Origin of the sequence: Geobacillus genomosp. 3 (genome assembly GCF_000445995.2) — a bacterium.
Lineage (GTDB): Bacteria > Bacillota > Bacilli > Bacillales > Anoxybacillaceae > Geobacillus.
On record NC_022080.4, the window covers coordinates 1097651 to 1120730 of the forward strand.

25 protein-coding genes and 1 pseudogene are annotated in these 23080 nt (G+C 54.6%); all 26 read left to right on the forward strand.

The features are described from left to right. Positions 1-7 precede the first annotated feature (7 nt). The 26 genes and pseudogenes from ylqF (at position 8) to fliL (ending at position 23061) form a co-directional block, all read left to right on the forward strand. Complete coding sequence (gene ylqF / locus M493_RS05630) at positions 8-874, forward strand: ribosome biogenesis GTPase YlqF (RefSeq protein WP_041267740.1); 867 nt, start codon at positions 8-10, stop codon at positions 872-874. A gap of 76 nt (positions 875-950) precedes the next feature. Further along, entirely contained in the window at positions 951-1730 is a 780-nt protein-coding gene (locus M493_RS05635; protein WP_020959332.1) for a ribonuclease HII, read from the forward strand. A gap of 48 nt (positions 1731-1778) precedes the next feature. Further along, entirely contained in the window at positions 1779-3332 is a 1554-nt protein-coding gene (locus M493_RS05640) for a hypothetical protein (RefSeq protein WP_020959333.1), read from the forward strand. Further along, complete coding sequence (locus tag M493_RS05645) at positions 3329-3613, forward strand: EscU/YscU/HrcU family type III secretion system export apparatus switch protein (RefSeq protein WP_020959334.1); 285 nt, start codon at positions 3329-3331, stop codon at positions 3611-3613. The genes M493_RS05640 and M493_RS05645 overlap by 4 nt, the downstream gene beginning before the upstream one ends. 118 nt (positions 3614-3731) lie before the next feature. Next, positions 3732-4892 carry an ADP-forming succinate--CoA ligase subunit beta gene (gene sucC / locus M493_RS05650; protein WP_020959335.1) on the forward strand — a complete coding sequence of 387 codons (1161 nt, stop codon included), beginning with the start codon at positions 3732-3734 and terminating at the stop codon, positions 4890-4892. A 17-nt stretch (positions 4893-4909) separates the two neighbouring features. Further along, positions 4910-5812, forward strand: a complete 903-nt coding sequence (sucD, locus tag M493_RS05655) for a succinate--CoA ligase subunit alpha (protein WP_015374401.1) — start codon at positions 4910-4912, stop codon at positions 5810-5812. Positions 5813-5875: 63 nt separating this feature from the next. After that, a complete protein-coding gene (gene dprA, locus M493_RS05660; protein ID WP_020959336.1) occupies positions 5876-6757 on the forward strand; it encodes a DNA-processing protein DprA in 882 nt (293 codons plus the stop codon). Between the two features lie 78 nt (positions 6758-6835). Beyond that, positions 6836-8911, forward strand: coding sequence for a type I DNA topoisomerase (gene topA / locus M493_RS05665; protein WP_020959337.1), 2076 nt, complete (start codon positions 6836-6838; stop codon positions 8909-8911). A gap of 92 nt (positions 8912-9003) precedes the next feature. Continuing rightward, a complete protein-coding gene (gene xerC, locus M493_RS05670) occupies positions 9004-9906 on the forward strand; it encodes a tyrosine recombinase XerC (protein ID WP_020959338.1) in 903 nt (300 codons plus the stop codon). A 23-nt stretch (positions 9907-9929) separates the two neighbouring features. Then, on the forward strand, positions 9930-10472 hold the full coding sequence (gene hslV / locus M493_RS05675) for an ATP-dependent protease subunit HslV (protein WP_020959339.1): 543 nt from the start codon (positions 9930-9932) through the stop codon (positions 10470-10472). Between the two features lie 16 nt (positions 10473-10488). Continuing rightward, a complete protein-coding gene (hslU, locus tag M493_RS05680) occupies positions 10489-11883 on the forward strand; it encodes an HslU--HslV peptidase ATPase subunit (RefSeq protein ID WP_020959340.1) in 1395 nt (464 codons plus the stop codon). Positions 11884-11899: 16 nt separating this feature from the next. Then, complete coding sequence (gene codY, locus M493_RS05685) at positions 11900-12679, forward strand: GTP-sensing pleiotropic transcriptional regulator CodY (RefSeq protein ID WP_020959341.1); 780 nt, start codon at positions 11900-11902, stop codon at positions 12677-12679. Positions 12680-12862: 183 nt separating this feature from the next. Next, the gene (gene flgB, locus M493_RS05690; protein WP_020959342.1) at positions 12863-13252 is read left to right on the forward strand and encodes a flagellar basal body rod protein FlgB; all 390 of its coding nucleotides are present in this window, start codon (positions 12863-12865) and stop codon (positions 13250-13252) included. A gap of 3 nt (positions 13253-13255) precedes the next feature. Further along, a complete protein-coding gene (flgC, locus tag M493_RS05695; RefSeq protein ID WP_020959343.1) occupies positions 13256-13708 on the forward strand; it encodes a flagellar basal body rod protein FlgC in 453 nt (150 codons plus the stop codon). A gap of 19 nt (positions 13709-13727) precedes the next feature. Continuing rightward, positions 13728-14024: a flagellar hook-basal body complex protein FliE gene (fliE, locus tag M493_RS05700; RefSeq protein ID WP_020959344.1), complete on the forward strand. Its 297-nt coding sequence runs from the start codon at positions 13728-13730 to the stop codon at positions 14022-14024. A 90-nt stretch (positions 14025-14114) separates the two neighbouring features. Beyond that, complete coding sequence (gene fliF, locus M493_RS05705; protein WP_020959345.1) at positions 14115-15701, forward strand: flagellar basal-body MS-ring/collar protein FliF; 1587 nt, start codon at positions 14115-14117, stop codon at positions 15699-15701. Positions 15702-15713: 12 nt separating this feature from the next. Further along, the gene (gene fliG, locus M493_RS05710) at positions 15714-16733 is read left to right on the forward strand and encodes a flagellar motor switch protein FliG (RefSeq protein WP_020959346.1); all 1020 of its coding nucleotides are present in this window, start codon (positions 15714-15716) and stop codon (positions 16731-16733) included. After that, positions 16717-17496, forward strand: coding sequence for a flagellar assembly protein FliH (gene fliH, locus M493_RS05715; RefSeq protein WP_041267741.1), 780 nt, complete (start codon positions 16717-16719; stop codon positions 17494-17496). The genes fliG and fliH overlap by 17 nt, the downstream gene beginning before the upstream one ends. Then, a pseudogene (locus tag M493_RS05720) lies at positions 17474-18819 on the forward strand (flagellar protein export ATPase FliI). Before fliH ends, M493_RS05720 begins: the two are co-directional and overlap by 23 nt. 45 nt (positions 18820-18864) lie before the next feature. Next, a complete protein-coding gene (gene fliJ / locus M493_RS05725; RefSeq protein ID WP_020959348.1) occupies positions 18865-19311 on the forward strand; it encodes a flagellar export protein FliJ in 447 nt (148 codons plus the stop codon). Then, entirely contained in the window at positions 19312-19920 is a 609-nt protein-coding gene (locus tag M493_RS05730) for a MotE family protein (protein ID WP_020959349.1), read from the forward strand. It begins immediately after the preceding gene. Next, on the forward strand, positions 19917-21056 hold the full coding sequence (locus M493_RS05735; RefSeq protein WP_020959350.1) for a flagellar hook-length control protein FliK: 1140 nt from the start codon (positions 19917-19919) through the stop codon (positions 21054-21056). The genes M493_RS05730 and M493_RS05735 overlap by 4 nt, the downstream gene beginning before the upstream one ends. A 12-nt stretch (positions 21057-21068) precedes the next feature. Then, positions 21069-21497 carry a flagellar hook assembly protein FlgD gene (gene flgD, locus M493_RS05740; protein WP_020959351.1) on the forward strand — a complete coding sequence of 143 codons (429 nt, stop codon included), beginning with the start codon at positions 21069-21071 and terminating at the stop codon, positions 21495-21497. 16 nt (positions 21498-21513) lie between these two features. Then, positions 21514-22371 carry a flagellar basal body rod protein FlgG gene (gene flgG / locus M493_RS05745; RefSeq protein ID WP_020959352.1) on the forward strand — a complete coding sequence of 286 codons (858 nt, stop codon included), beginning with the start codon at positions 21514-21516 and terminating at the stop codon, positions 22369-22371. A gap of 50 nt (positions 22372-22421) precedes the next feature. After that, positions 22422-22646 carry a flagellar FlbD family protein gene (locus M493_RS05750; RefSeq protein WP_041267877.1) on the forward strand — a complete coding sequence of 75 codons (225 nt, stop codon included), beginning with the start codon at positions 22422-22424 and terminating at the stop codon, positions 22644-22646. Continuing rightward, positions 22633-23061, forward strand: coding sequence for a flagellar basal body-associated protein FliL (gene fliL / locus M493_RS05755; RefSeq protein WP_020959354.1), 429 nt, complete (start codon positions 22633-22635; stop codon positions 23059-23061). Before M493_RS05750 ends, fliL begins: the two co-directional genes overlap by 14 nt. Positions 23062-23080: the final 19 nt, after the last annotated feature.

The window sequence follows — 23080 nt, forward strand, 5'->3', positions numbered from 1 at the left end:
GCAGGTGATGCCAATGACGACGATTCAATGGTTTCCCGGTCATATGGCGAAAGCGAAACGGGAAGTGCAAGAAAAACTTAAGCTGATCGATGTGGCGTTCGAACTGCTTGACGCCCGCGTGCCCATGTCGTCACGCAATCCGATGATTGACGATATTCTCGGGCAAAAGCCGCGCCTCATTTTGCTCAATAAAGCGGACATGGCCGATGAGGCTGTGACTGAACAATGGATTCGCTATTTCCGGGACCAAGGCCGGACGGCCATCGCCATCGATGCGCAAAGCGGGACGGGAGTCAGGCAAATCGCCGCTGTTGCCAAGGAAATGGTAAAAGAGAAGTTTGACAAAATGCGGGCGAAAGGCATTAAAAATCCGCGTCCGGTGCGAGCTCTCATTGTCGGCATTCCAAACGTCGGCAAATCGACGCTCATCAATCGGCTCGCCGGCCGCCACATCGCCAAAACCGGCGACAAGCCGGGGGTGACGAAAGCCCAACAATGGATCAAAGTCGGCAAAGAAATGGAGCTGCTTGATACACCGGGCATTTTATGGCCAAAGTTTGAAGACGAAGACGTCGGCTTCAAGCTCGCGGTCACCGGTGCGATTAAAGATGAAATTTTGAACTTGCAAGATGTTGCCGTCTATGCGCTCCGCTTTTTGTCAGTCCATTACCCGGAACGGCTGTCGGAGCGCTATCGTCTCGACAACATCCCCGCTGACATCGTCGCCTTGTTTGACGCCATCGGCCGGCGTCGCGGCTGCCTGACGGCGGGCGGCGGCATTGACTATGACAAGGTGGCTGACATCGTTTTATACGACATTCGCACCGAAAAATTAGGACGGCTGAGCTTTGAAACGCCCGCTGCCTGGACGTAATGGCGTCCGGCGGGCGTTTTTTGCTTCACAGCAGGTTGAACATGGCCGATAGTATAAGTAGAAAAGGGAGAGAGGCATGAAACGGTACACGGTGAAAGAAATTGAAGCGCTGCTCCCGGAGCTTGGCGGTGATGACGACCCGCGCTGGGAGATGCTGCGGGGCGATGAGCGAAAAAGCGTGCGGGCGTTGCTTGCTCGTTTTATGAAACAAAAAGAGCGGGAAAAAGCGATGCGGCAGCGTTGGGAAGAGCTGATGCGCTATGAGCGTGAACTGTACGCCGCCGGCATCGAACGGATCGCCGGCATTGACGAAGCGGGACGCGGGCCGCTCGCCGGGCCGGTCGTCGCAGCGGCGGTCATTTTGCCGCCTGATGCGTATTTGCCTGGTCTTGACGATTCGAAGCGGCTGACGGCGGCCAAGCGCGAGGCGTTGTTTGCCCAAATCGAGGCGTGCGCGGTCGCTGTCGGCATCGGCATTGTCAGTGCGGCGGAAATTGATGAGCGGAATATTTACGAAGCGACGAAGCAGGCGATGGCAAAGGCGGTGCATGCGCTCTCACCATCGCCCGACTACTTGCTCGTTGACGCGATGGCGGTGCCGTGCGCGCTGCCGCAGCGCCGCCTGATTAAAGGCGATGCCAACAGCGTTTCGATCGCCGCGGCGTCGATCATGGCCAAAGTGACGCGCGACCGGTTGATGAAAGATCTCGACCGCCGCTATCCGCAGTATGGATTTTCCCGCCATATGGGCTACGGGACGCCGGAGCATCTTGAGGCGATCCGCCGCTACGGCATAACGCCGGAGCACCGCCGCTCGTTTGCGCCGGTAAAGGAAGCGGCGGGAGCCGAAAACTAGCCGGCCTGACGGTTGGATTACGAATCGGAGATGAAAGGGGGACGCAAAATGGTGGAGCGGATGGAACGAATCGTTCCCGTGACCGCCGCCCGCGATGCGGCATCAAGCGGACGGTTTCGGCCGGGACAGGCGGTTGTCGGGCGGGTGGAGAAGGTCGAAGAAATGGAAGGCGGGGGGCGGACAGCGCTTGTCCGCGCCGGCGGCCACATCGTGCGCGCCCGTCTCGAGGCGCCGCTTGCTGCCGGGCGCATGTATTTATTTGAAATGAAGGAAAACGGCGGCAACGTTTACTGGAAAGCGATCCCGCTTTCCGGGCGGGAGCCTGCCGTTCCCTATGAAGATGCGATCCGTCGATGGCAGCAGGCATGGAAGCTGCCCGAAGCCGCGCTCCCGGTGCTCCGCCAAGCGCTGAAAGCGGGCGCGGCTTTGACGAAGGAAGAAGCCGCGGAACTGGCGGCGACGGTGCGGAAAACCGGCCAGCCGGCCGAGGCTGAGGAAGTGCTCGCTTATTTGTTTCACCGCCGCCTCCCGCCGTCTTCCGCTATGTTTCGCGCGCTGTGGGCGGCGCGGACCGGAGAGCCGCTCGCATCGCAGCTTGGACGATTGAAAGCGGCGCTTGCCGCCCATTCTTTGAGCCCGATGGCGTCCGCGTTCACCCAAGCGGCCGATCGGCTTCTTTCGCCCCCGCTGTTCGCCTACGAGGCAGCGGTGCGCCTGTTGTTGGCGGCGGAAGAAGGAACGAAGGGGCCGGCTCATGCGCTTCTTTCCCGCCTCGGGCTTGTTCCGCTGCCGGCGGAACGGATGGCCTCCCTTCAGAAGGCGCTGCTGCAGCGGCAGTTTGCTGAAGTCGGGAAGCTGCTTAGCCTGCCGGATGAGGAAGCGTTTTTCGCGCGCTTTGTTGCTGTCGATGCCGCTTACAAAAGCGGTGCGCTTTCCGAGGCGGAAGCGAAGTTGTGGATGTCTGTCCGCGCGGCCGGCGATCCGGCGCTGTCGCTGTTTCATTGGCTGAGGCGGATCGTCGGACGCCTCGGGCTTGAGGACGAGGCGATGCTCGCCGGCGCGGTGAAAACAGGGGGTTCGTTGCCGATGGTTTCATCGTTGAGACGGCTGCTTCTTCATCTGCTCAGCGGGGCGGAAGGCAAAGAAGCCAAAGCCGCGGCAGCGGTGCTTCTTGACCGTCTTGACGGAATGGTCGTCATCGCTGGAAGCGATGGGCCGCTTGGGCATGTTTGGCTTTCTTTTCCTTGTCCGCTCGGCGGGCAAAACCGCGATTTTTCGGTTTATTGGCAAGGGCGGCGGAAGGATGGGGGGGTGTTTGATCCCGATTACAGCCGCATTGTTTGCAGCGTAACGCTCGAAGAGCTGGGCGAAATGTTGGTCGATATGCGCGTGCAACGGCGGATCGTCCATATTTCCGTTTTTCATGATGACCCAAGGCTGCCGGAGCTCGCCCATCGCTTTGCCCCGCTGGTGAAAGAGCGTCTTCAGGCACACGGCTATTTGCTGTCGGGCATTGACGTGAAAGCGGCTGGTGCCGGTCCCCCGGCTCCTTCTGTTTTGCCGTTCGCCGCCCGTGATTGCGAGGTGGATTGGCGCATATGAGCGAGGAACGGAAAAAAGCGGTCGCCCTGTCCTATGACGCAGCGGTTCATGCTGCTCCGGTTGTAAAAGCGAAAGGAGACGGAAAGATCGCAGCAGCGATCATCGCCGCCGCTAAGCAGCATGGTGTGCCGGTGCGGAAAGACCCGACGCTTGTTGAGCTGCTGGGCAAGGTGGAGATCAATGAGGCGGTTCCGGAGGAGCTGTACGCGCTCGTGGCAGAGTTGTTTGCGTTTTTATACAAGCTTGATCGGGCGGCGAAAGGGTCAGCTTCTGATGAGTAAATATTTTCCTATTCCCCGATTTCTTAATTTTGTGGCGAAACGGTGGACAAGCGTGAAATGTTAGGTATAAAATGAAAGCGCTAAGACTTTTTTAGTTTCATACATAGGAGGTTGGCGCATGAACATTCATGAATACCAGGCAAAAGAAATTTTGCGAAGCTATGGCGTAAGCGTGCCGAACGGCCGCGTCGCGTTCACAGTTGATGAAGCGGTGGAAGCGGCAAAAGCGCTCGGCACACCTGTGTGCGTTGTCAAAGCGCAAATTCATGCCGGGGGGCGCGGTAAAGCGGGCGGAGTAAAAGTGGCGAAAAGCCTCGAGGAAGTCCGGGCATACGCCGGTGAATTGCTCGGCAAAGTGCTCGTCACCCATCAAACCGGCCCGGAAGGAAAAGAAGTGAAACGGCTGTTGATTGAAGAAGGATGCGACATTCAAAAAGAATACTATATCGGCCTTGTCGTCGACCGCGCCACTTCGCGCGTCGTCTTAATGGGCTCGGAGGAAGGCGGCACAGAAATTGAGGAAGTGGCGGCGAAAACGCCGGAGAAAATTTTCAAAGAGTACATTGACCCGGCCGTCGGGCTGCAGGCGTTCCAAGCGCGCCGATTGGCTTTCAACATCAACATTCCGAAGCATCTCGTCAACCAAGCGGTCAAATTTATGATGGGCTTGTACCAAGTGTTTGCCGACAAAGACTGCTCGATCGCGGAAATCAACCCGCTTGTCGTCACCGGCGACGGCAAAGTGATGGCGCTTGACGCGAAGCTGAACTTTGATTCGAACGCGTTGTACCGCCACCCGGACGTGCTCGAATACCGCGATTTGGACGAAGAAGATCCGAAAGAGGTTGAAGCATCGAAATACGACTTGAACTACATCGCCCTTGACGGCAACATCGGCTGCATGGTCAACGGCGCCGGCTTGGCGATGGCGACGATGGACATCATCAAATATTACGGCGGCGAGCCGGCCAACTTCCTCGATGTCGGCGGCGGCGCCAGCGAGGAAAAAGTGACGGAAGCGTTCAAAATCATTTTGTCGGACCCGAACGTGAAAGGCATTTTCGTCAACATTTTCGGCGGCATTATGAAATGCGATGTCATCGCGAGCGGCATCGTCGCAGCGACGAAGCAAGTCGGCCTCACGCTTCCGCTTGTCGTCCGTCTTGAGGGCACGAACGTCGAGCTCGGGAAAAAGATTTTGCAAGAATCGGGCTTAAACATTACGGCGGCGGAATCGATGGCGGATGGCGCGCAAAAAATTGTTGAGCTAGTACGTTAAGAAAGTGAGGGAGACATGTGAGCGTTTTTGTCAATAAAGACACGAAAGTCATCGTACAAGGGATTACCGGTTCGCAAGGGCTGTTCCATACTAAGCAGATGATCGAGTACGGCACGAATATTGTCGGCGGTGTTACGCCGGGCAAAGGCGGCACGGAAGTCGAAGGCGTGCCGGTGTTTGACACCGTTTCCGAAGCGGTCGAAAAAACAGGCGCGAACGCCTCGGTCATTTACGTTCCGCCGGCGTTTGCCGCAGACGCCATTATGGAAGCGGTCGACGCCGGGCTTGATCTTGTCGTCTGCATCACCGAAGGCATTCCGGTGCTCGATATGGTGAAAGTGAAGCGGTACATGGAAGGGAAAAAGACTCGCCTCATCGGCCCGAATTGCCCGGGCGTCATTACGCCGGAAGAGTGCAAAATCGGCATTATGCCGGGCTATATCCATAAAAAAGGGCACGTCGGCATCGTCTCGCGCTCCGGCACGCTGACGTATGAAGCGGTTCATCAATTGACGCAAGCCGGCATCGGCCAATCGACGGCGGTCGGCATTGGCGGCGACCCGGTCAACGGCACGAACTTCATCGATGTGCTGAAGGCGTTTAACGAAGACGAGGAGACGTACGCGGTCATTATGATCGGCGAAATCGGCGGCACGGCGGAAGAAGAAGCGGCCGAATGGGTGAAAGCGAACATGACGAAGCCGGTCGTCGGCTTTATCGGCGGACAGACGGCGCCTCCGGGCAAACGGATGGGCCACGCGGGCGCCATCATTTCCGGCGGCAAAGGCACGGCGGCGGAAAAAATCAAAAAGATGACCGAATGCGGCATTAAAGTGGCGGAAACGCCGGCCGTCATCGGTGAAACGCTTATTTCCGTCCTAAAAGAGCGCGGATTGTACGAAAAATGTAAAACGCATTAAGACGGAGCCCCGCACGCTATCGTGCGGGGTGCTGTTTACCATTGGCGCAGAAAGGAGAATGGTATGTACGATACGGTTCGCGACCGGCTCATTCATCTTCACCATTGCCGGGGGGCCGGCTGGAAGACAATCCGTTGTCTGCTTGACGTGGACCCGACGCTTGCGATTCCGTTTTCTATGTCTCCTCAATCTCTCCGTTCGCTCGTTCCGCTTACTTCTCAGCAATTTGCCGCTTTTTTCCGCGATTTGCATTCCATTGATCTTCATCGGCTCATTAAAACGTATGAAGCGCGGCGCGTTCACGTTATGACCGTATTCGATGCCGGCTACCCGCCGCTCTTAAAGCATATTTACGCTCCGCCATGGGTGCTGTATGCAAAAGGAAACATCGCCTTGCTTCAAGAACCAAAGTTGATCAGCATCGTCGGCACGCGGCGCCCGACCAAAGACGGAATCGAAGCGCTTGACAAGCTTGTGCCGCCGCTTGCGGCCGCCGGATGGACGATCGTCAGTGGGCTCGCTGCCGGCATCGACATTCATGCCCATCGGCTTGCCGTCAGGCACGGCGGAACGACGATCGCGGTCATTGCCGGCGGGCTGGATCATGTTTACCCGAAAGCGCACCGGCCATTCGCCCGGCTCCTTATGGATGGCCAGCTCGTCATTGCGGAACATCCGCCGGCAACGAAGCCGCAGGCGTGGCAGTTTCCGGCGCGCAACCGCATCATCAGCGGGCTGTCGCTCGGTACGCTTGTCGTGCAGGCGAAACAGAAAAGCGGCTCGCTCATTACCGCCGCGTATGCGCTCGAACAAGGACGGGAAGTGTTCGCTGTCCCCGGCCCGATCGGGGCGGCCGAAGCTGTCGGGCCGAATACGCTCATTCAGCACGGGGCAAAACTAGTGCAGGAGGCGGAAGACATCATCGCCGAATTCCCGTACGTATAATGATCATGTTTGACAAATGCGGCAATAATCATTAATAATAATGAAGATTTCAATTTACTTCCTAGGGGTGGAAGATGGATGTCAGACTACTTAGTTATCGTCGAATCGCCAACGAAAGCGAAGACGATCGAACGGTACTTAGGAAAAAAATATACGGTCAAAGCCTCGATGGGGCACGTTCGTGATCTGCCAAAAAGCCAGATGGGCGTTGATATAGACCGCGGCTACGCGCTGAAATACATTACGATCCGTGGCAAAGGCCAAGTGATTAAAGAGTTGAAAACGGCGGCCAAAAAGGCGAAAAAAGTGTTTCTTGCCGCCGACCCGGACCGGGAAGGGGAGGCGATCGCCTGGCATTTGGCTAACATGCTTAATCTCGATATTCACTCCGATTGCCGCGTTGTTTTTCATGAAATTACAAAAGACGCCATTAAACAATCGTTCCAACAGCCGCGCTCCATCAATATGAATCTTGTTGACGCCCAACAGGCGCGGCGCGTGCTCGACCGTCTTGTCGGCTATAACATCAGCCCGCTCTTATGGAAAAAAGTGAAAAAAGGGTTAAGTGCCGGCCGTGTCCAATCAGTTGCACTGCGTCTGATCATCGACCGGGAAAAAGAAATCCGTCAGTTTCAGCCGCAAGAGTATTGGACGATTCAAGCGACGTTTCAAAAAGGGGACGAGACGTTTGCGGCTTCGTTTTACGGGGTGGACGGTGAAAAGCGCGAGTTAAAAACGGAAGCGGACGTCAAAGCGGTGCTCGCCCGCTTGAACGGGTCTGCGTTTACCGTGAAAACGGTGACAAAACGGGAGCGAAAACGAAGCCCGGTGCCGCCGTTTACAACGTCGTCGCTGCAACAGGAGGCGGCGCGCAAGCTGAATTTCCGCACAAAAAAGACGATGATGATCGCCCAACAGCTGTACGAGGGGATCGACCTCGGCAGCGAGGGGACGGTCGGGTTGATCACGTACATGCGCACCGATTCGACGCGCATCGCCGAAACGGCGCAGCAAGAGGCGGCGGCGTATATTGAGGCCAAATTCGGTGCCGCGTACGTCAATCAAGAGAAGCGAAAAGAGAAGAAAGGCACGAACGCTCAGGATGCCCACGAGGCGATCCGCCCGACAGCGGCGTTTCGCGACCCGGAGAACGTGAAGCCGTATTTGACGCGCGACCAATTCCGGTTGTATAAACTCATTTGGGAACGGTTTATCGCCAGTCAAATGACGGCGGCCGTGCTTGATACGATGAGCGTTGAGCTCGAGAACAACGGCGTCGTATTCCGCGCGAGCGGGTCGACAGTGAAGTTTCCAGGGTTTATGAAAGTGTATATTGAAGGAACGGACGATCAAACGGAAGAGCAAAACCGGCTGCTTCCGGATCTAGCGGAAGGGGAGACAGTCGAAAGTGAGGCGATCGACCCAAAGCAACATTTCACCCAACCGCCGCCGCGCTATACGGAAGCGCGCCTCGTCAAAACGTTAGAGGAGCTCGGCATCGGCCGCCCGTCGACCTATGCCCCGACGCTTGATACAATTCAAAAACGCAACTACGTAGTGCTTGAGAACAAGCGGTTCGTCCCAACGGAACTTGGGGAAATCGTCGTCGAATTGATGCTTGAGTTTTTCCCGGAAATCATTGACGTTGAGTTTACCGCGAAGATGGAAAAAGAGTTAGACGAAATTGAAGAAGGGAAAGAGGAATGGATCAAAGTTGTCGATGAATTTTATCGCGAGTTTGAGAAACGGCTGAAAGTGGCGGAAAAAGAAATGCGCGAAGTAGAGATTAAGGATGAGCCGGCCGGCATCGACTGCGAGGTGTGCGGCAGCCCGATGGTGTACAAAATGGGCCGCTTCGGCAAATTTATCGCCTGCTCCAATTTCCCGGAATGCCGTCATACGAAGCCGATCGTCAAAGAAATCGGCGTCAAATGCCCGAAATGCCGCGAAGGGGAGATTGTCGAGCGCAGCACAAAGAAAAAGCGAATCTTTTACGGTTGCAGTCGTTTCCCGGAGTGCGATTTCGTCTCGTGGGATAAGCCGCTTGCCCGTCCATGCCCGAAATGCGGCAGCCTGCTCGTCGAGAAAAAGCTGAAAAAAGGTGTGCAAGTGCAATGCACAGCATGCGATTATGAAGAACAGCCGGAAACGTAACCGAGTATTGAGTACAATTCAGAATTTTAGAAAAAATAGTTGCGCCGCAAGGGAACATATGGTACGATGTAGAAGCATTGCGGGGTGAGGCGATGGAAAATGCAACATTTGCGTTACAATTATTCATGGAATATTTACAAATCGAGAAAAATTATTCACAATATACTATTGCGTGCTACCGGCGCGATATTGAGCAGTTTTTCCAATTCATGAACGAAGAAGGGATCCATGAGCTTGACCAAGTGGCCTACAGCGACGTCCGCTTGTATTTGACGAAACTGTATAGCCAGCATTTGACGAGCCGTTCGGTCGCCCGTAAAATTTCGAGCTTGCGCAGCTTTTACAAGTTTTTGCTGCGCGAAGGACGGGCGGCCGAAAACCCGTTTGCGCTTGCGTCACTGCCGAAAAAAGAGCAAAAAATTCCTAATTTTTTATATCGCGAAGAATTAGAAGCACTGTTTCGTGTCAATGATGGAAATACCGCCATCGGCCAGCGCAACGCAGCACTGTTGGAACTGCTGTACGCCACTGGCGCCCGAGTTAGTGAATGTTGTCACATTCACTTGTCCGACCTTGATTTTGCTGCAGATACGGTGCTGATTCATGGGAAAGGAGGCAAGCAACGCTACGTTCCGTTTGGCCGCCCCGCTAAGGAAGCGCTCCGACGGTATCTCGACGACGGACGGCGCGAACTGATCAGGCGGCTGCCGGCAGATCACCGGTATTTGTTTGTCAACGCCCGCGGCAACCCGCTCACGCCCCGGGGGGTGCGCCACATTTTAGACCGGATCGTTGAAGCGGCGGCGCTGACGCAAAACATCAGCCCGCACGTGTTGCGCCATACGTTTGCGACCCATTTGCTTAACGAAGGGGCGGATCTTCGCTCTGTGCAGGAGCTGCTCGGCCATGCGCATCTATCATCGACGCAAGTGTACACCCATGTGACGAAAGACCGTTTGCGGCACATTTATTTGCAGGCGCATCCGCGGGCATAGCGCGCGCGTAAGGAGGGGGAACGATGGAACGCTTTCATGCGACGACGATTTTTGCCATCCGCCATAACGGTGCGGCGGCGATGGCCGGCGACGGCCAAGTGACGTTCGGCAACGCGGTCGTCATGAAACATACGGCGAAGAAAGTGCGGCGCTTGTTTCATGGCAAAGTGCTTGCCGGTTTTGCCGGCTCGGTGGCCGACGCGTTTACGCTGTTTGAGATGTTTGAAGGCAAGCTCGAACAATTCAACGGCAACTTGCCGCGCGCGGCCGTTGAGCTGGCGAAAGAGTGGCGAAGCGATAAAGTGCTGCGCCGCCTTGAGGCAATGTTGATTGTCATGGACAAGGAACATTTGCTGTTGATTTCCGGCACTGGTGAAGTGATTGAACCGGATGACGGCATGCTCGCCATCGGGTCGGGCGGCCACTATGCGCTTGCCGCCGGGCGTGCCTTGAAGCAGTATGCCGGCGGCTCGATGACGGCCAAAGCGATTGCGAAAGCCGCGCTTGAGATTGCCGCTGACATTTGCGTTTATACGAACGGCCATATTATTGTCGAAGAGTTGTAAAAAAGGGGGGCCGATGATGGCGGAAACATTGACTCCACGGCAAATTGTCGAGAAGCTCGATCAGTTTATCGTCGGACAAAAAGAGGCGAAAAAGGCGGTGGCGATTGCGCTCCGCAACCGGTATCGCCGCAGTTTGCTCGATGAAAAATTGCGCGATGAAGTGATGCCGAAAAACATTTTAATGATCGGCCCGACGGGGGTCGGGAAGACGGAGATTGCCCGCCGGCTCGCCAAACTTGTCGGGGCGCCGTTTATCAAAGTCGAGGCGACGAAATTTACGGAAGTCGGCTATGTCGGCCGTGACGTTGAATCGATGGTGCGCGATTTGGTCGAAACGTCCGTCAGGCTTGTGAAAGAGCGGAAAATGAATGACGTGAAAGACCGGGCCGAGCAGCAAGCGAATAAACGGCTTGTGGAATTGCTCGTTCCGGGCAAGCAAAAGCAAACGATCAAAAACCCGCTCGAGCTGTTGTTTGGCAGTCAAGCGGGCCAACCGGACAGCGGCCACAGCCACGACGATGAACAAGTGGAGCAAAAGCGGCGCCAAGTCGCCTGGCAGCTGGCAAACGGCCAACTCGAAAACGAGATGGTCACGATTGAAATAGAGGAGCAGCCGCCGATGCTCTTTGACTTTTTGCAAGGGGCGGGCATTGAACAGATGGGCATGAATATGCAGGATGCGCTCAGCAGCTTAATGCCGCGGCGGCGCAAAAAGCGACGCCTAAAGGTGAGCGAGGCGCGCAAGGTGCTTATCAATGAAGAGGCGCAAAAACTGATCGATATGGATGAGGTGACGCAAGAGGCGGTTCGCCTCGCTGAGCAGTCCGGCATCATCTTTATCGATGAAATTGATAAAATTGCCCGCAGCGGATCGGCGTCCGGCTCGGCCGACGTCTCGCGCGAAGGGGTGCAGCGCGACATTTTGCCGATTGTCGAGGGATCGACGGTCATGACAAAATACGGGCCGGTCAAAACAGATCATATTTTATTTATTGCAGCCGGCGCGTTTCATATGGCGAAGCCATCGGATTTGATTCCCGAGCTGCAAGGCCGGTTTCCGATTCGCGTCGAATTAACGAAACTTTCGGTTGACGATTTCGTAAGTATATTAGTCGAGCCGAATAACGCGCTCATTAAACAATATCAGGCGCTTTTAGCGACAGAAGGTATAAATCTTGAATTTTCTGACGATGCTATTCGTAAGATTGCCGAAGTGGCGTTTGAAGTGAACCAGACGACTGACAATATCGGCGCGCGCCGGCTCCATACGATTTTGGAAAAACTGCTTGAAGATTTGCTGTTTGAGGCGCCGGATATCGGACTCGATCGAGTCGTCATCACGCCGCAATACGTCGAACAAAAACTCGGCACCATCGTGAAAAACAAAGATTTAAGCGAGTTTATTTTATGAGGAGGAGATGGAACCAATGAATTTGCTAGAGAAAACGCGAAAAATTAATGCCATGCTGCAAAAAGCAGCCGGGCGACCGGTCAATTTTAAAGAAATGGCGGAAACGCTTTGCGACGTCATTGAAGCGAACGTGTTCGTTGTCAGCCGCCGCGGCAAACTGCTCGGATTTGCCGTCAAGCAATCGATCGAAAACGAGCGGATGAAACGGATGCTTGAGGAGCGGCAGTTTCCGGAAGAATATACGAGAAACTTGTTCAACATTACGGAAACGTCTCCTAATATCGATATTAATAGCGAATATACGGCATTTCCAGTGGAAAATCGTGACTTGTTTAAAACCGGCTTGACGACGATTGTTCCGATCAACGGTGGGGGGGAACGGCTCGGCACGCTCATTTTGTCGCGCCTTGACCGCGAGTTTGATAACGACGACTTGATTTTAGCCGAGTATGGCGCAACGGTCGTCGGCATGGAGATTTTGCGCGAAAAAACGGAGGAAATCGAAGAGGAAGCACGCAGCAAGGCGGTCGTGCAAATGGCGATCAGCTCGCTTTCCTACAGCGAACTCGAGGCGATTGAACATATTTTCGAAGAGCTTGACGGAACGGAAGGGCTGCTTGTCGCCAGCAAAATTGCTGACCGCGTCGGCATTACCCGTTCGGTGATCGTCAACGCCCTGCGCAAGCTTGAGAGCGCCGGGGTCATTGAATCACGTTCGCTCGGCATGAAAGGGACGTATATTAAAGTGTTAAATGACAAGTTTTTAACTGAACTGGAAAAATTAAAATCAAGCTGAACGAACGCTCCAACACCCGCCAGACATGTTTGTCCGGCGGGTGTTTCTTTTTTCATCTTCTTCGGCCGCCTTATCGGTTGGCAGAAAAATAGTACCAAGTTCCGGCTATACATTAGGTTTTCCTTCCCGTAAAATGAAAACTAGCAGAAATTGTCGAAAAATAGGATAAAAGAGGGGATTCCATTGTCGCTGTTTTCATCGACGATCCGTTGGCTTGAACAAGGGCTCCATTATGCTTCGCTCCGCCAACAGGCGATTGCTGACAACATTGCTAACGCCGATACGCCGGGCTATAAGACGAAAGACGTGCGTTTTCAGGCCGAGCTCGATCGGGCGCTTCAGCTTGAGGCCAAACGGACAGACCCGCGCCATTTTCCGTTTCGCAACGAACAAAATGGAAAAATTGTCGTGACGACCAATGCCAGCATCAGTTACAATCATAATGGAAATAGTGTCGATATCGACCAAGAAATGTCGAAATTGGCGGAAAACCAAATTTATTATAACGCTCTGATTGAGCGGTTAAACGGCAAATTCAATACGCTAAAGACAGTGATCAAAGGAGGGAAATAGGCTGTGTCCGTGTTTCAAAGCTTAAACATCTCAGCGTCGGCGCTCACTGCCCAACGGCTGCGCATGGACGTCATTTCGTCCAACATCGCCAACGTTGATACGACAAGAGCCCGTTTTGTCAACGGGGAATGGGAGCCGTACCGCCGCAAAGTCGTCATCATCGAGCCGCGCGGTGAACAGTTTTCGAGTTATTTGCAGGCTGCCCTCGGCCGCGCTGAAGCTGTCGGCAGCGGCGTTCGGGTGCGTGAAATTGCTGACGATCCGGCTCCGTTTAAACTCGTCTATGACCCGGACCATCCGGATGCGGGCGCCGACGGCTACGTCCGTCTGCCGAATGTCGACCCGCTCAAAGAAATGGTCGACTTGATCGGTGCGACACGTTCCTATGAGGCGAACGTCACTGCGCTGAACGCCTCAAAAGGGATGTTGATGAAGGCGCTCGAAATTGGAAAATAGCCCATAAGGAGGATGTGTCATGATCGACGGAGCAAGCCGCGTTGGGCTGACACCGGCGGCCGCCGCCCCGGGCCCGGCGAAGCCGGCTGTAGTGCAAAAACAGTTTGCCGCTTTTTTAAAAGAGGCGCTCAACAACGTAAACGACGCGCAAATTCAGGCGGATGCGCTGACAGAAAAACTCGTCCGCGGGGAGAACGTTCAGTTGCATGACGTGATGATCGCAGCGCAAAAGGCAAGCATTGCGCTGCAGCTGACGCTTGAGATCCGCAACAAGGCGATTGAGGCGTATCAGGAAATGATGCGTATGCCGTTGTAGCGGCCATAAGCTGAAATACATATGGAGGCTGCTGCCGATGCGAGGCGATGGCAGCAAATGGCTGTATGGCTGGATGATCGGGGGAATTGTATGAACAGCAAATGGAAAGAGTGGTGGGGCCGCGCTCGTTTGTTTTGGCAAGAGCGGACAAAAAACCAAAAGCGGATGGCTATAGGCGGAACAGCGGTGGTGCTTTTTGCCGTCGGTATTGGAATTTTTTTCGCCACGAGGACGGAAATGGTGCCTTTATACAGCAATTTAACGCCGCAAGAAGCCGGGCAAATCAAGGCGACGCTGGATCAGCGCGGCGTTCCCGCCGAGGTGACGGATGGCGGCACGACAATTAAAGTGCCGAAAGAGCAAGTCGATGCGCTGAAGGTCGAGCTGGCCGCCGAGGGCATTCCGAACAGCGGGGTCATCGACTATTCATTTTTTGGCCAAAACGCGAGCTTCGGCATGACCGATAACGAATTTAATATGGTGAAACTGAAGGCGATGCAAACCGAGCTCGCCAACTTAATGAAAACGATCGACGGCGTCGAGGATGCGAAAGTGATGATCAACCTCCCGCAGCCGAGCGTATTTGTTTCGGATGAAAAAGGGGAAGCCTCGGCTTCGATTGTGCTGAGGACGAAGCCGGGCTATCAGTTCAGCGACGAGCAAATCCGGGCGCTGTATCATCTCGTCGCCAAAAGTGTTCCGAATCTCTCTACAGATAATATCGTCATTATGAATCAGTTTTTTGAGTATTTCGATTTAAAAAATGACGGCGAAAATTCGACAGGGACGACATTCGCCTCGCAGCAACAAATCAAAAAACAAATTGAACGCGATATTCAACGCGAAGTGCAGCGAATGCTCGGCACGATGATGGGGCAAGACAAAGTCGTCGTCTCCGTGACGGCTGACGTCGACTTTACGCAGGAAAGGCGGGAAGAAAACTTAGTCGTTCCTGTTGACGAAAAGGACAACGAAGGAATCGCCGTTAGCGTCCAACGCATTAAAGAAACGTATTCGGGAAGCGGAGCGCCGCCGGGCGGCACAGCCGGAACGGGAACGAACGAAGTGCCGGGCTACCAAGGAGCCAACGGCGGAACAACCGGGGACTATGAGCGGACCGAAGAAACGATCAACAATGAAGTCAACAAAATTAAAAAGCAAATTGTGGAAAGCCCATATAAAATTCGCGACTTAGGCATTCAAGTGGTGGTCGAGCCGCCGGATCCGGACGACCCGAACTCGCTGCCGCCAGAGGCGGTCAATGATATTCAAAAACTATTAGGAACGATCGTCCGGACGTCGATTGACAAAGGCGAATCACAACCATTGACTGACGAAGACGTCAACAGCCGCATCGTCGTCTCGGTGCAAAAGTTTAACGGCAAGCCGACATTCACTGAACCGGCGCCGGTTCGGCCGGCATGGTGGTGGTATGCGGCTGGAGCAGGGGCGTTGTTGCTGATCGCGCTTCTGTTATTCCTTTGGTTGCGCCGCCGTCGCGAAGATGAAGGAGAGGACGAAGAGTTCGTATTTACGCCGCCGCTCCCGGCAGAATCGGAGCTGCCGGAGCCGCCGGAGACGGAGGCGACGTTGCGCCGCCGGCAGCTTGAGCGGTTGGCAAAAGAAAAGCCGGATGAGTTTGCCAAACTATTAAAAACGTGGCTATCAGAAGAGTAGGGGGAACGACGTATGGCAAAGCGCGAACGGAAAGGCGGGTTGTCGGGCAGGCAAAAAGCGGCCATCCTGCTCATTTCCCTCGGCCCGGATGTGTCGGCCTCCGTCTACAAACATTTATCGGAAGAAGAAATAGAAAAGCTGACGCTTGAAATTTCCAACGTCCGCCAAGTAACGGTTGAACAAAAAGAAGAAGTGCTCGAAGAGTTTCGCCAGCTCGCTTTAGCACAAGACTACATCGCCCAAGGTGGTATCGCCTACGCAAAAGAAGTGCTTGAAAAGGCGCTCGGCCCGGACAAGGCAATGAACATTATTAACCGCTTGACATCGGCGCTCATGGTGAGACCGTTTGATTTCGCCCGCAAAGCGGATCCGATGCAGCTGCTAAACTTTATTCAAAACGAACATCCGCAAACGATCGCTCTTATTTTGTCATATTTGGAGCCGGCGCAAGCAGGGCAGATTTTATCGGCGCTGCCGCAGGAGATGCAGGCCGACGTCGCCCGGCGCATTGCGCTCATGGACAGCACGTCGCCGGAAATTATTAACGAAGTCGAGCAAATTCTCGAGCGGCGGCTATCGGCGACTGTGGTGCAAGATTACACGCAAGCCGGCGGCGTTGAGGCGGTCGTTGAAGTATTAAACCAAGTCGACCGCAGCACGGAGCGAACGATTTTAGACGCTTTGGAACTGCAAGACCCGGAACTGGCCGAAGAAATTAAAAAGCGGATGTTTGTCTTCGAGGATATCGTAACGCTTGATAACCGCGCGATTCAGCGGGTCATCCGCGAAGTGGACAACAGCGATCTCATGCTGGCGCTGAAAGTGGCGAGCGACGAAGTGAAAGACATCGTCTTCCGCAATATGTCAACGAGAATGGCGGAGACGTTCAAAGAAGAGATGGAATATATGGGCCCGGTCCGGCTGCGTGATGTGGAAGAGGCGCAATCGCGCATTGTAGCGGTGATCCGCCGTCTCGAGGAGACCGGGGAAATTGTCATCGCCCGCGGGGGAGGAGATGATATTATTGTCTAATGTCATTAAAGCGCCGATAGTGACGGCCCGCACCGGCAAAAAGACGATTGCTGTGCAGCGTTATGTTTTGGATGACCCGTCATGTGCAGACGACCGCCAACGGGAAATGGAAGCGATCGCCGCTGCCAAAGAGGAGGCAGCTGAGCTTCGCCGCCAAGCTGAGCAATATTACGAGACGGTGCGCGAACAGCTAGTCCGTGAACAAGAGCAATGGCGGCACGAGAAAGAACGGCTCATGCAGGAAGCGCGCACCCAAGGGTATGAAGATGGCTATGCCGCCGGGCGCGATGAGGCGCTAAGCGAGCGCCGCGAATGGATCGAACAAGCCCGCCGCCTAGCGGAACGGGCAAATGATGAGTTTTATGCCCAGCTTGAATCGGCGGCTGAAACGATGCTCGAAGTGGCGCTGAAAGCAGCCGAACGCATTATTGGCACCACACTTGAAAGCGACCGGACCGCGTTTTTGCCGCTCGTGCGCCAAGTGTTGCACGAGGTGCGCCGGCAAACAGAAGTGTCCGTTTACGTGCATCCGGATTGTTACGAAACGGTAGCCGGACAGCGGGAATTGCTAAAGTCCGTTTTCCCGCACCACGTCGAGTTGTTTATTTATCCGGACGATACATTGCCGGAATACGGTTGCCTCGTGGAAACGCCGTTCGGGCGCATCGATGCCGGCGTCGATATGCAGCTCGAGCGGTTGCGCGAGGCGCTTTCCAGGCGGTTGAAGGAGGGAATGTCCCCTGAATTGGCAGGCGCTTCTTGACGAAATCGCTGCCGCTGATTTATATAAACGATTCGGCAAAATATCGCGTGTCATCGGATTAATGACCGAGTCGAAAGGGCCGGAAAGCTCGATCGGCGACCTTTGCTACATTCATGAAACGGGCGGCGGCCGAAAAATTCCCGCCGAAGTTGTCGGCTTTCACGAGCAGTGCGTTTTGCTGATGCCCTTCTCTTCGATGGCCCATATCGCCCCTGGCTGCCTTGTTGAAGCGACTGGCAAGCCGCTTGAAGTATACGTTGGCGATGCGCTCATCGGCTCTGTTCTCGACCCGCTCGGCCGGCCGCTTGACGGAAGTGCGCCGCCGCCTGGGCTGAAGCCGGTGTCGGTTGACCGCGATCCGCCGAACCCGCTCACCCGGCCGCCGATTGTCGAACCGATCGAAGTCGGCGTGCGCGTCATCGACAGCTTGCTGGCGGTCGGCAAAGGCCAGCGCGTCGGCATTTTTGCCGGCTCCGGCGTCGGCAAGAGCACGCTCATGGGGATGATCGCCCGCCGCACATCGGCTGATGTGAACGTCATCGCTTTGATCGGCGAGCGCGGCCGCGAAGTGCGTGAATTTTTGGAGCGCGATCTCGGTCCGGAAGGTTTGGCCCGCTCTGTTGTCGTCGTCGCCACCTCGGATCAGCCGGCGCTCATGCGCGTCAAAGGGGCATACACCGCGACGGCGATTGCCGAATATTTCCGCGATCAAGGAGCGAATGTCATGCTGATGATGGATTCGGTCACCCGCGTCGCGATGGCGCAGCGGGAAATTGGATTGGCCGTCGGTGAACCGCCGACCACAAAGGGCTATACGCCGTCGGTGAACCGCCGACCACAAAGGGCTATACGCCGTCGGTGTTTGCCTTGCTGCCGAAGTTGCTTGAGCGGGCCGGGACGAGCGATTTGGGCACGATTACCGCTTTTTACACGGTGCTTGTGGACGGTGACGATATGAATGAGCCGATTGCCGATGCGGTGCGCGGCATTTTGGACGGCCATTTTGTGCTCGAGCGTCAGTTAGCCAATAAAGGCCAGTACCCAGCGATCAACGTGCTCAAAAGCGTCAGCCGCGTCATGCCCCATATTATTAGCGCGGAGCATCGCGAAGCGGCGAGCCGGCTCCGCCGCCTCCTTTCTACTTATATAGATTCGGAGGACTTAATTCAAATAGGGGCGTACAAGCGCGGATCTTCCTTAGAAATTGATGAGGCGATTCAATTTTATCCGCAAATTATGGCGTTTTGCCGTCAAGAGATCGACGAAAAAACGACGCGCGCCGAAAGCATTGATGCCCTTCTCCGCCTAATGTCATCGGGATGACGACATCGCAGGGCGGCTTTCGGGCGCTAAGGGAGGGGAGAAAGCGTGGCGCCAACGTTTCGACTGCAAAAAGTATTAACGATGAAAGAGAAAGAAAAGGAGAAGGCGCTTGGCGAGTACGAAGAGGCGGTTCGCCGGTTTGAACAAGCAGCCGAGGCGCTGTATAACCTCCTTAAGGAAAAAGAAAAATGCGATGCGGCAAGGGATGAACAGTTGCGGGCCGGACTGTCTGTCGGTGCGGTTCGCCATATGTTGCAATATATCGGGAACTTGCAGCGGACCATTGACCATTATCAGCTCATCGTCATGCAAGCGCGCGAACAAATGCAACACCGGCAGCAACGCCTCATTGAGCTCAATATTGAAGTGAAAAAGTATGAGAAAATGCAAGAGCGCGTGCGGCGGTGGATAGAGCAGCGCGAGAAAGAAGTGGAAAACCGCCTGCTTGATGAAATAGCTGTCCAGCGCTTTGCACGGCAAGGAGAGTTATAGATGGCAAGCAGCAAACTTCAGCAAGAAGAAACGACAAGCCGATGGCAATGGATTTTGTTCGTTGTTGTCATCCCGAGTCTTTTTGCGGCTTTCTTCCTCTTGCTGATTGCAAAGGCGGCCGGCATTGATATGGCGGCGAAGACGAAACAATGGGTGGACAGCGTCCCGTTCGTCGCCGATTGGCTTGACTGGAAGAAGAAAGAGAAGACGCTGACCAACACGATCGAGACGCAACAGCGGGCGATCAGGCAGCAAAAGCAAACGATCGCCAAACAGAAAAAACAAATCGAGCAGTTAAAAAGCGAACTGGCGGCAAAAGACGAGGAAATCGCCCGGCTGTCGACGCGTGAAGCGCAACGGATCGAACAGGAAAAGGGCGGCGAGCAGGCAGCTATGGCGGCAGATGTCGTCGGCATGTACGATGCCATGTCAGACAAACAGGCTGCGGCTATTTTAGCCAAGCTGCCGGACGCCGAGGCGCTCGATGTGCTGAGCCGGCTCGATGGCGACAAAGCGGCCGCCATTTTGGAACAAATGCCGGCCGAACAGGCGGCAAACTTGCTTTCGTCATTGCATAAATGGGCGATGAGAGAGGGGGCGGCTGAATGAAAGTGACGATCGCAGCGGCTGCGCCGCAGCCAACGGGCACGGAGGCAGAGCCGGCAGTGAAAAAAGAGACAGCGGTGCCTAGTGCATTTGCGGCATTATTGGCGCAAATGCAAACTGGAAAGCTGCCGGTTGAGGAGGGGATTGAGCAGCCATCCGAGCCGGAAGACAAGAAGCCGCGAAGGGCAGACGAACGGACAGAGCTGTTATGGACGGCTGTTTCAACTATGCACGTTGGCGCTACCGACCTTCTAAACGGTCCCCCGGCGGCTGTACACAACAGCGGTGAAGCTTTGGCGTTTGCCGGGGGAAACGAGGGGATGAGCGAAGGAGACGCAAAGGTCAAGACGTTGCCGGCCGTCCAGCATGTTTTTCAACAGATGGATGAACATAGCGGGGAAGCCGGTGCGGGTTGGCCAAGTAAACAAGCAGAAGGAGCCGGAAAAGGAATCTTTGGGCGTTCAAACGGTGAAAACCAATGGTTTGCGTCACACTCGCCGTCTCCGTTCGGGGACGCCGGACGAGAATCCGCCCGCCCTATACCGTTTTCCGCCGCCGGCCGCTCGCCTTTCGCTTCCACCGCTTATGGGTCAAGCGCTTTGCCGCACCGGGAAGACGCCCGCCAGCTGCTGCATGGCCATGCGCTTGTTTCGGCAAACCATGCCCCTTTTTCATTGACTTCATTCGTTCCCGTCGGCCATGAGATGGGTGGGATGGAAGCAAGGAATGAAAGTTCGTTTGTCGAGCAAGTGGCCCGTGCGCTGCAACTTGGCCGATGGATGAAGCTGCCAAGCGGTGCCATGCAGCTTGTCATTCGCCTTCACCCGGAACATCTTGGGACGGTGACGGTGAAAATGGCGCAAGAAAGCGGAAAATTGACTGCCAAGCTGCTTGTGGCGACCGATGCGGCGGAACAGCTAATCCGCACCCACTTGCCGCAGCTTGTTCAGCTGCTTGATGCCAGTCAAGTTACAGTGGAGAAATGGACGATTTGGTCCGATTATGACGGCGCAGCGCCGCCGTACTCCGAGCACCGCCGCGACGGGCGGCAGCAAAGCGGATCAAAGCAAGAACAAAAACGAGAACAATCGCCTCCCTCTTCCCCATTTGGACTTGACGGGGTAGAGGTGGATGGATAAGGGGGGACGATGATGGCAACGAACACGATCGATGCCAGTTTATGGCTGGCAAACGCGTCTCAGCCGGAACGCAAGACGGGCAACCAAATTCTTGGCAAAGACGATTTTTTGAAAATTTTGCTTGTCCAACTGCAAAACCAAGATCCGCTCAACCCGATGGAAGATAAAGAGTTCATTGCGCAAATGGCGAGTTTTTCATCGCTTGAGCAAATGATGAACATCGCTGGTCTCATGGAACAATGGGTGCAAACAAACGGGCGCGATGCGCTGTTGCGCTACAGCGGCTGGATCGGCAAAACGGTGCATTGGCAAGAAGGCGACGCAGCGATGAGCGCGGTTGTAAAATCGGTGACGCAAAAAGACGGGAACATTGTTCTCGGGCTCGATAGCGGGACGACGATTGCCGCTGATGCGGTGATAACAGTCGAACAAAACGAATAGAGGGGAGAGGGGACGAATGCTTCGTTCGATGTATTCCGGCATTGGCGCCATGCGCAATTTCCAAACGAAACTCGATGTCATCGGCAACAACATTGCCAACGTTAACACGTATGGTTTTAAAAAAGGAAGAACGGTTTTTCAAGATTTGATGAGTCAAACGATTTCCGGTGCGAGCGGGCCGAACGCCGGCCGCGGCGGCACGAATCCGAAGCAAGTCGGGCTCGGTTCGCAGTTGGCCGCCATCGACACGATCCATACGCAAGGAAGCCTGCAAACGACCGGGCGCGTGCTCGATTTGGCGATTTCGGGGGATGGGTTTTTCATTCTTGGCGAGTTGAACAATAATAGACAACTTGTGAATCCGTTATTTACGAGGGCGGGGAATTTTTATTTGGATAAAGAGGGGCATATTGTCAATGCCGATGGTCTGTATTTAGTCGGTGAAGGATATAGTAATGGGACATTTACGGGATTTCGAGCGCGCATTCAAGTGCCAACGGATGCACAAAGCATGAGCATTGGCGCCGACGGAGTCGTCAACTATGTTGATAGTGAAGGAAGATTGCAAGTGGCAGGCAGAATTCGGCTTGCTAAGTTTCCGAATAGTGATGGCCTGGAAAAAGTTGGAGGGAATTTATTTAGGGAAACCGCTAACTCAGGAACGATTATTGGTGAAGATGACGAATGGATTGCTTTCCCTCCTCAAGAAAACGGCACCGGAACAATCGTCTCCGGCGCGCTTGAGATGTCGAATGTCGATCTTGCTGAAGAGTTTACGGAAATGATCGTCGCTCAGCGCGGCTTTCAGGCAAATACGCGGATTATTACGACATCGGATGAAATTTTGCAAGAGCTTGTCAACTTGAAAAAGTAGAATAGGAGGTAGGGCGTCAGCCGTTGTCGGGCGCTGATGCCCGCTTGCCGATGATTCCGTTAACGAAGCTCAACGGCAAACGGTTTATGCTCAACGCGCTTTACATTGAACAAATCGAGGCGTTTCCCGATACAACTGTGACGCTGACGAACGGGAAAAAATTCGTCGTTCGCGAAACGGTCGAACAAGTCGCAGCGCTCGCAGGCGAATTTTACCGGCAAGTCGGTGTGTTTCGCTTACCAGAAGCAGGGGGATTGGACCGTGAAAGGGAATAAAGTAATCAAAACGATGGTCATCGTGCTCGCAGTCATTGCCTTAGCCGGCACGGCGGCGCTTGTCGCCGTCATGAATATGACCGGCAAGGAAAAACAAGGGGCGCCAAGTGCTGATGAATTGGCCGAAAGTTCAGTTGACATTCCGGAAATGACAACGAATTTAGCGGACGGGCGTTATATTAAAATATCATTTAAAATTCAGACCGACAGCGATAAAGGGAAAGAAGAGGCAGAAAAACGCGATTTTCAGATTAAGGATGCAATCATTGAGCAGCTCTCGGAAATGAAAGCGGCCGACTTTAAAGGGAAGGAAGGAATGGCGGCATTGAAAGAGCGGCTCAAGCAAGACATTAACGCATTGATGCAGGAAGGGAAAGTGGAGAACGTCTACATTACCTCCTTTATCCTCCAGTAGCCTGCCGTCGAAAGGGGGG